Here is a 1,399-nt window from a genome sequence, read left to right as displayed (position 1 = left end):
CGCTGGAGCAGCCTCGCGGCGCGGGGCCGGCGTGCCGCCCGGCTTGAAGGCCAGCAGGCGCAGCAGCACCATCACGAGGCCGCTGTATTCGTCGGGCGCGAGGCCCAGCTCGGCACGGCCGTGCAGCACGATGCTGTAGAGCAGTTGCGTCTCGTCGGGGGCCAGCAGCGCGGCCAGGCGCTGGATGGCGGGCGTGTCGGGATCGGCCTCGTCGGCCGCGGCCGGCACGGCCTGCAGCACGGCCATCTGCTGCAGCAGCGTGGCGATCTCTTCGAGCGTGCCGCTGCACGACAGGCCGAGCGAGCGCAGCCCGTCGACCGTGGCGACCACGTCGGCACCGTCGCCGGCGGCCAGGGCCTCGACCAGCCGCACCGCATGGCTGCGATCGACGGCGCCGAGCATCTGGCGCACGCCGGCTTCCTGCAGCGCGCCGGCGCCGAACGCGATGGCCTGGTCGGTGAGCGACAGCGCATCGCGCATCGAGCCGCGCGCGGCGCGCGCCAGCAGCCGCAGCGCGCCGGGCTCGGCCTCGATCTGCTCGGCGCCGAGCACGGTGGCGAGGTGTTCCTGCACCGTCTGCGGCGCCATCGGCCGCAGGTTGAACTGCAGGCAGCGCGACAGCACGGTGGGCGGCACCTTCTGCGGATCGGTGGTGGCGAGGACGAACTTGAGGTACTCGGGCGGCTCCTCGAGCGTCTTGAGCATCGCGTTGAACGCGGTGTTCGAGAGCATGTGGACTTCGTCGATCATGTAGACCTTGAAGCGGCCGACCACCGGCTTGTAGACGGCCTGGTCGAGCAGCTGCGAGATCTCTTCGACGCCGCGGTTGGAGGCGGCATCGAGCTCGACGTAGTCGACGAAGCGGCCGCTGTCGATGTCGCGGCAGGCATCGCAGACGCCGCAGGGCCGGGCGGTGATGGTGCCCTGCCCGTCGGCGCCGGTGCAGTTGAGCGATTTCGCGAGGATGCGCGAGACGGTGGTCTTGCCGACGCCGCGCGTGCCGGTGAACAGGTAGGCGTGGTGCAGGCGCTGCTGCGTGAGCGCGTTGGCCAGCGCCTGCACGACGTGCTCCTGGCCGACGAGGCCTTCGAAGTCACGCGGGCGGTATTTGCGGGCCAGGACGAGATAGGACATCGGGGCATTCTACGGGGCCCGGTGGTACCCGATAATCGCGGTTTCGGCGGCCGCGCCGACCTCCGACCGCCCCGCCATCGACCCTCTGCTCCCGATGAAATCCACCCCCGCTTCCCCCGACACGCTCAGCTACGAACAGGCCGGCGTCAACTACGACCTGATCGACCCGCTGAAGGTGGCTGCGCAGCGCGCCGCCAAGGCCACCGGCGCGCACCTGGGCGCGCATGGGTTCAGCGAGGTCGAGGCCTCGCGCGGCGAATCGGCC

1 protein-coding gene is annotated in these 1,399 nt (G+C 71.3%); it reads right to left on the bottom strand.

The window, feature by feature from the left end:
- A partial coding sequence (gene dnaX, locus AC1D1T_RS32495) for a DNA polymerase III subunit gamma/tau (RefSeq protein WP_477993473.1) occupies nucleotides 1-1,134 on the bottom strand: 1,134 nt, incomplete at its 3' end.
- Nucleotides 1,135-1,399: the final 265 nt, after the last annotated feature.

The organism is Rhizobacter sp. P2_H3 (assembly GCF_056403355.1).
The sequence above is the reverse complement of the archived record's forward strand: the minus strand, read 5'-3'. Positions and strand labels throughout refer to the sequence as shown.